The following is a 6,203-nucleotide window of genomic DNA, read 5'->3' on the forward strand; positions in this document are numbered from 1 at the left end:
TCGACGCGCGCGCGCAACTGGCGGCCAGCGACGAAATCGAGAGCATGTTCACGCATCTCGAAAGCGCGCTCGTCGCGCTCGAATTTCTCGATCCGGCCAATCCGAAGAAGCTGATGTCGCGGCTGCGGCGGCTGTTCGCGCGTTCGGGGCTCGAGCGCGAAGAGGTCAACATCGTGCGCGGCATCGCCAAGCACATCCTGCTCAAGACGAAGCGAACCGACTGAGCAGCCGGGCAAGGCGTATTACGGCGGCGAAGCACGGCGGCGGACCACGCACATCCCGGCGCCGCCCTCGCCCGCGGACGACCTTGCGGGCAGCGTGGGCTTCCGGCAGGTTTCGCGCAATCGCCCTACAATCCACAAAACATACGAAGCAAAGCGGCCACCGTGCTAAACGGCAGCCGCACCGTCATGCGTAGCGCGCAATGCAGCAGGCAGCGCGCAAAACAACGCGGACGGTTTTTCCCTCACAACACCGTCCCTGCCATGTTCACGAGACTTCGCGAAGATATCGCCACGATCCGCGAGCGCGATCCCGCCGCCCGCAGCGCATGGGAAGTGCTCACGTGTTATCCGGGGCTGCACGCGCTCGTGTTGCACCGCTTCGCGCATGCGTGCTGGCGCGCGAGGCGCCGCTGGCTTGCGCGCTTCGTCTCGCAGATGGCGCGCTTCATGACCGGCATCGAAATCCATCCCGGCGCGACGCTCGGGCGGCGCGTGTTCATCGATCACGGCATGGGCGTCGTGATCGGCGAAACCGCGCAGGTCGGCGACGACTGCACGATCTACCAGGGCGTGACGCTCGGCGGCACGTCGCTCACGCGCGGTGCGAAGCGGCATCCGACGCTCGAGCGCGGCGTGATCGTCGGCGCGGGCGCGAAGGTGCTCGGCGGTTTCACGGTCGGCGCGGAGGCGAAGATCGGCTCGAACGCGGTCGTCACGAAACCGGTGCCCGCACGCGGCACGGCGGTCGGCAATCCGGCGCGGATCATCGTGCCGGCAGCTGCTGCGTCGACGGTCCCGAGCGCGGTCGCCACGCAAGCTGCCGAGTCGAATGGCGCCGCGCGCGACGCCAAACGCGCGGCGGAAAAGAGCGCGTTCTGCGCCTACGGCATCACGCCGAATGCGGACGATCCGGTGTCGCTCGCGATTCACGGCCTGATCGATCATGCGGCCACGCAGTCACGACGCATCGACGAGATCGTCGATGCGCTCGAGCGGCTCGGCACGAGTCTCGAAGGGCTCGAAGGCGCAGACGCGGCGTTGCTCGATTTGCGGCGTTTGTCGGCCGCGATTGCGGGGAAGGTGGAAGGCGCGGTCGCGCAGCGCTGATCGTCGTTCCATGTCCGGTGCCGCGAATGCGCGCCGGACTACGCAGACTCATCGGGGTTCGCATGGCTTCGCGCCGATTCACGCGAATTCAGCGCGCGGCTGCAACATCGCCGTTTCAATCGAGCGGCAACGCTCGAATCCCGTCGCCATCGATCCGCAGATACCCGCCGCGGCGCGGGCCGTGATCGAGGTCCCAATCCGGCAGAACCCAGCGCGTGCCGCCCGGCTCGCGATGCCGCGCGGGCCGGTGCGTATGCCCATGAATCATGGTCGTCGTTTTCGACGTCTTGAAGAGCGCGGCGACACCTTTGGGCGTCACGTCATACTTGACCGATACCGGCCGCAGCCGGCCATGCTCGCTCTTGGCGCGCATGTTTTCGGCGAGCTTGCGCCGCCAGCGGAACGGCCACGCGAGAAACAGCATCTGCGCGACATGATTGCGCGCGAAACGCCTGAACAGTTGATAGCCGCGATCCGCGGTGCAGAGGCGATCGCCGTGCGCGAGCGCAACGCGCAGGCCGAACGCGGTAATCACGAACGGATCGGGCAGCCAGATCGCGCCGGCCGCTTTCATGAAGCGCTTGCCGAGCAGGAAGTCGCGGTTGCCGTGCATGATGTAGAGCGCGATGCCGCGCTCCGACAGCGTGTGCAGCAAGGCCGTCATGCGTGCGACGAACGGCTCGCCGAGCATGTCGTCGCCGACCCAGTATTCGAACAGGTCGCCGAGAATGAACACCGAGTCCGCCTCTTGGGCGGTCACGCGGATGAAGTGCTCGAACGCGGCGACCGTGCGCGGGATCGCCTCGCTCAGATGCAGATCGGAGATAAAGAAAAACGGGCGTGCGGCGTGCGGGCGTTGGCCCTCGCCAGGCACGCCCGCGGCGACGCTTCGCAGCGGCGTCTCTTGCAGCATTGAAGGTGCCTGATTTCAGTTCAAACGAGTCGATGCCTGAGTGTGATGTCGGCGGCGTTTCAGCCGACCACCACGGCCTTCTCGATCACCACGTCGTCGACCGGCACGTCCTGGTGGAAGCCCTTCGAACCGGTCTTGACCTTCTTGATCTTCTCGACCACGTCCATGCCGTCGACGACCTTGCCGAACACCGCGTAGCCCCAGCCTTGCGGCGTCGGCGACGAGTGGTTCAGGAAGTCGTTGTCGTTCACGTTGATGAAGAATTGCGCGGTCGCCGAATGCGGGTCGTTCGTGCGTGCCATCGCGATCGAGCCGCTGACGTTCTTCAGGCCGTTGTTCGCTTCGTTGTTGATCGGCTCGGCCGTCGGCTTTTGCTTCATGCCGGGTTCGAAGCCGCCGCCCTGGATCATGAAGCCGTCGATCACGCGGTGGAACACCGTGTTGTCGTAGTGGCCGGCCTTCACGTAGTTGAGGAAGTTCTCGACTGACTTGGGCGCTTTTTCAGCGTCGAGTTCGAGTTTGATGACGCCGTGGTTCGTATGCAGTTCAACCATGATGGAATCCTTTGATGAACGGGTTGGAAAAAAGGCGCGGCATGTCGTCAGGCATTGACGCGAGGCCGTGCCGGGGCGTGTGGATTACTTGCTCACGACGGTAGCCGACTGGATCACGACCGGCTTTTGCGGCACGTTGCTCATCGGGCCGCGCGTGGTGGTGGGCGTGGCTTCGATGCGCTTCACGACGTCCATGCCGCTCGTGACCTTGCCGAACACCGCGTAGCCGTTGCCGTCCGGATTCGGGTAGTCGAGATTGGCGTTGTCCACCGTGTTGATGAAGAACTGCGCCGTGGCCGAATTCGGATCGCTCGTGCGCGCCATCGCGATCGTGCCCGTGGTGTTCTTCAGGCCGTTACGGCTTTCGAGCGGAATCGGCGCGCGCGTCGGCTTCTCGGCGAAGCTCTGCGTATAGCCGCCGCCCTGAATCATGAAGCCCGGAATCACGCGATGAAAGATCGTGCCGCTGTACTGCCCGGCCTTCACGTAGTCGAGAAAATTCGCGACCGTTTTCGGCGCTTTCTCGGGATACAGCTCGACGCGGATGTCGCCTTCCGACGTCTTGAGCAGAACGGACGGATGCGCGGCTTGCGCGCCGGCCGGCGACCCGGACTGCGCGAAGACAGGGGCGTTGGCGATCAGGGCGGCGCTGCCGAGCGCCAACATCAACCATTTCATGAAGATCCTCGAGGTTGGAGAAAACGGGCTGCCGGCAGCGAGCCGGTGTTAGCCGGTGTCAGTGCGACGGCGCCATGTACGGCGGCATGGCGAGCGAGCCGTTCGCGCCGCCGAACTGGAAGCTCGGCGTTTGCGTCATGTTCGAGGTGGCGCGCGCGGTGTAGTCGTCAGGCAGCGTGGCGGCGGCCGGCTGCGCCGACTTGCGCGCGGCGGGCGGCGTGATGATCTTCTGGATGTCGGCGAGACGCTGCGTGGTCGTCGCGCTCGCCTTGCCGAGGCCCTGCGCGCGGCGATACGCTTCATTGGCCATGCGCAGATAAACGTCGCCGAGGTTCTCGTAGGCGAGGCCGTAGTTCGGATTGACCTGGACGGCCGTTTCGAGCGCGGCGCGCGCCTCGCTCAGGCGGCCGTGCTTCGCGTACAGCGTGGCGAGGTTGTTGTATGGCTCGGGAAGCTCGGGGTAGAGCTGCGTGAGTTCGATGAACGCGGTGATCGCTTCGTCGTCGCGGCCGAGATGCGCAAGCACCGTGCCGCGTTTGAACCTGGCCTGCGCGTCGTGCGGATTCGAGGCGATGCGCGCATCGAGCTGGGTCAGCGCGGCTTGCCAGTTTTTCTGCTCGATCGAGGTGTCGATTTCCGGCGTGTTGTCGCGCACGGCAGGGCCTTGCGGCATGACCGCGGCCTTCTGCGCATAGGCGCTTGCGAGCGGCACGACGGCGAGCGCCGCAGCCACCGTGACACGCAACGCGAGAGTGCGCGCCGCTTCGAAAGTCGCACCGCCGACAACGCCGCCAAACGTAGACGCGGCGAGGGTCGCAGCGCTGCGCGCGCGGCCGCTGGAGTGTTTCATAGGCTCAGGTCTGGATGTTATACTCCGAGCCATTCTAACAAAAGGTCTGCGCGTTCCGTCGAACCGCCGACTGTCTTTTCGCCACTCGTGGCCGTCTCCGCCTGGTTCGCAGTCTCGTCTGCAGCCTGACCGCCGCACGAGGTGCGCCGGTTTTAGCTGTATGCGACGCACCCGTTGTCCTGTTCGTTCACGGGTCGCGGCGCGCAGAAGCACAATGCGGACTTCTTTCGGCCCACGCACCGCTCTCTATGGAATCTCTGCGCATCTACAACACGCTCGCGCGTGACAAGCAAACTTTCGTGCCGCTGCAGCCGGGCGTCGTGCGGATGTACGTCTGCGGGATGACCGTGTACGACTATTGTCACGTCGGTCATGCGCGGGTCATGGTCGTGTTCGACATCGTGCAGCGCTGGTTGCGCACGCTCGGCTACGACGTGACTTACGTGCGCAATATCACCGACATCGACGACAAGATCATCCGCCGCGCCGTCGAGAACGGCGAGACCATCAAGTCGCTGACCGATCGCTTCATTGCCGCGCTGCACGAAGACGCGGACGCGCTCGGCATCGCGCGTCCCGACATCGAACCGCGCGCGACCGACTTCATTCCGCAGATGCTCGGCATGATCGAGAAGCTTGAGGCGAACGGCTACGCCTACCAGGCGAGCGACGGCGACGTCAACTATGCGGTGCGCAAATTCGCGGGCTACGGCAAGCTTTCGGGCAAGTCGCTCGAAGACCTGCGCGCGGGCGAACGCGTTGCGGCCAACGACGCGAAGGAAGACCCGCTCGACTTCGTGCTGTGGAAGCAGGCGAAGCCGGAAGAACCCGCCGACACCGGCTGGGATTCGAAGTACGGGCGCGGCCGTCCGGGCTGGCATATCGAATGTTCGGCGATGGGCTGCACGCTGCTCGGCGCACAGTTCGACATTCACGGCGGCGGCCAGGACCTGCAGTTTCCGCACCATGAAAACGAGATCGCGCAAAGCGAGGGCGCGACCGGACAAAGGTTCGTCAATTACTGGATGCACAACGGCTACGTGCAGATCGACAATGAGAAGATGTCGAAGTCGTTGAACAATTTTTTTACGATTCGCGAGGTGCTCGCGCAGTACGATGCGGAGGTGGTGCGCTTCTTCATCGCGCGTGCGCATTACCGCTCGCCGCTGAATTACAGCGACGTGCATATCGACGACGCACGCAACGCACTCGCGCGTTTGTACACCGCGTTGAAAGACGTCGCGCCGGATGCGGCGGCGCTCGACTGGAGCGAAGCGCATGCGCAGCGTTTCCAGGCGGCCATGAACGACGACTTCAACACGCCGGTGGCGGTATCGGTGCTGTTCGAACTGGCAACGGAAGTGAATCGCACGCGCGAGCCCGCGCTGGCCCGCCAATTGCGAGCGCTGGGCGCGGTGCTCGGGCTGCTCGGGCGCGAGCCGCGTGCATACCTGCAGCAGGCAGCGGGTGCTGCAGCCGACGGCGCGCTCGAACCCGCCGCGATCGAAGCGAAGATCGCCGCGCGCGTAGCGGCCAAGCAGGCAAAGGACTATGCGGCAGCAGACCGGATCCGGGCCGAGTTGCTCGAGGCCGGTGTTGCCCTTGAAGACAAACCCGGCGGGTTGACCGAGTGGCGGCGCGTGTGAGCGCACCTCGTACTTCCCTCTGATCGACTCGCCAGGCAGGAGGCAGGATGGCAACGGCCACGAAGGCGCCGGCTAAACGGTCTGCGTCTCAAACCAGTGCGGCAGCGTCGGCTGCCGCCGCCAAGCCGGCGCGCACGCCGGCTCGCGCGGGTAGCGGCGCGGTAGAGAAAGCGTCGTCGAAAGCGGGCGCAGCGGCGGCGAAAAGCGGCAGCGCTGCCGCGAGCGGCGCGG

The 6,203-nt window shown here is 65.2% G+C and carries 6 protein-coding genes and 2 pseudogenes; 4 read left to right on the forward strand and 4 right to left on the reverse strand.

Going from position 1 to position 6,203, the window contains the following annotated elements; all coding sequences use genetic code 11:
* A pseudogene (locus tag F3J20_RS31455) lies at positions 1 to 224 on the forward strand (RNA methyltransferase); the annotation flags it as partial.
* A 261-nt stretch (positions 225 to 485) separates the two neighbouring features.
* Complete coding sequence (gene cysE, locus F3J20_RS31460; RefSeq protein ID WP_167045002.1) at positions 486 to 1,331, forward strand: serine O-acetyltransferase; 846 nt, start codon at positions 486 to 488, stop codon at positions 1,329 to 1,331.
* 115 nt (positions 1,332 to 1,446) lie between these two features.
* Here the strand turns inward: cysE and F3J20_RS31465 are convergent, their stop codons facing one another.
* The 4 genes from F3J20_RS31465 to F3J20_RS31480 all read right to left on the reverse strand — a co-directional run bounded on the left by F3J20_RS31465 (position 1,447) and on the right by F3J20_RS31480 (position 4,326).
* On the reverse strand, positions 1,447 to 2,244 hold the full coding sequence (locus F3J20_RS31465; RefSeq protein ID WP_167285817.1) for a UDP-2,3-diacylglucosamine diphosphatase: 798 nt from the start codon (positions 2,242 to 2,244) through the stop codon (positions 1,447 to 1,449).
* 59 nt (positions 2,245 to 2,303) lie between these two features.
* Positions 2,304 to 2,798: a peptidylprolyl isomerase gene (locus F3J20_RS31470; protein WP_167045008.1), complete on the reverse strand. Its 495-nt coding sequence runs from the start codon at positions 2,796 to 2,798 to the stop codon at positions 2,304 to 2,306.
* A gap of 84 nt (positions 2,799 to 2,882) precedes the next feature.
* Positions 2,883 to 3,476, reverse strand: a complete 594-nt coding sequence (locus F3J20_RS31475) for a peptidylprolyl isomerase (protein WP_167045011.1) — start codon at positions 3,474 to 3,476, stop codon at positions 2,883 to 2,885.
* Between the two features lie 58 nt (positions 3,477 to 3,534).
* Positions 3,535 to 4,326 (reverse strand): tetratricopeptide repeat protein, encoded by a 792-nt coding sequence (locus F3J20_RS31480; protein ID WP_167045014.1) that lies wholly within the window; start codon positions 4,324 to 4,326, stop codon positions 3,535 to 3,537.
* 248 nt (positions 4,327 to 4,574) lie between these two features.
* On the opposite strand from F3J20_RS31480, the gene cysS reads away from it, so the two are divergent.
* Both cysS and F3J20_RS31490 read left to right on the forward strand, forming a co-directional pair.
* Positions 4,575 to 5,972 (forward strand): cysteine--tRNA ligase, encoded by a 1,398-nt coding sequence (gene cysS / locus F3J20_RS31485; RefSeq protein ID WP_167285818.1) that lies wholly within the window; start codon positions 4,575 to 4,577, stop codon positions 5,970 to 5,972.
* Between the two features lie 47 nt (positions 5,973 to 6,019).
* A pseudogene (locus F3J20_RS31490) lies at positions 6,020 to 6,203 on the forward strand (DNA repair protein); the annotation flags it as partial.

The organism is Paraburkholderia sp. Cy-641 (assembly GCF_011752945.1).
Taxonomy (GTDB): domain Bacteria; phylum Pseudomonadota; class Gammaproteobacteria; order Burkholderiales; family Burkholderiaceae; genus Paraburkholderia.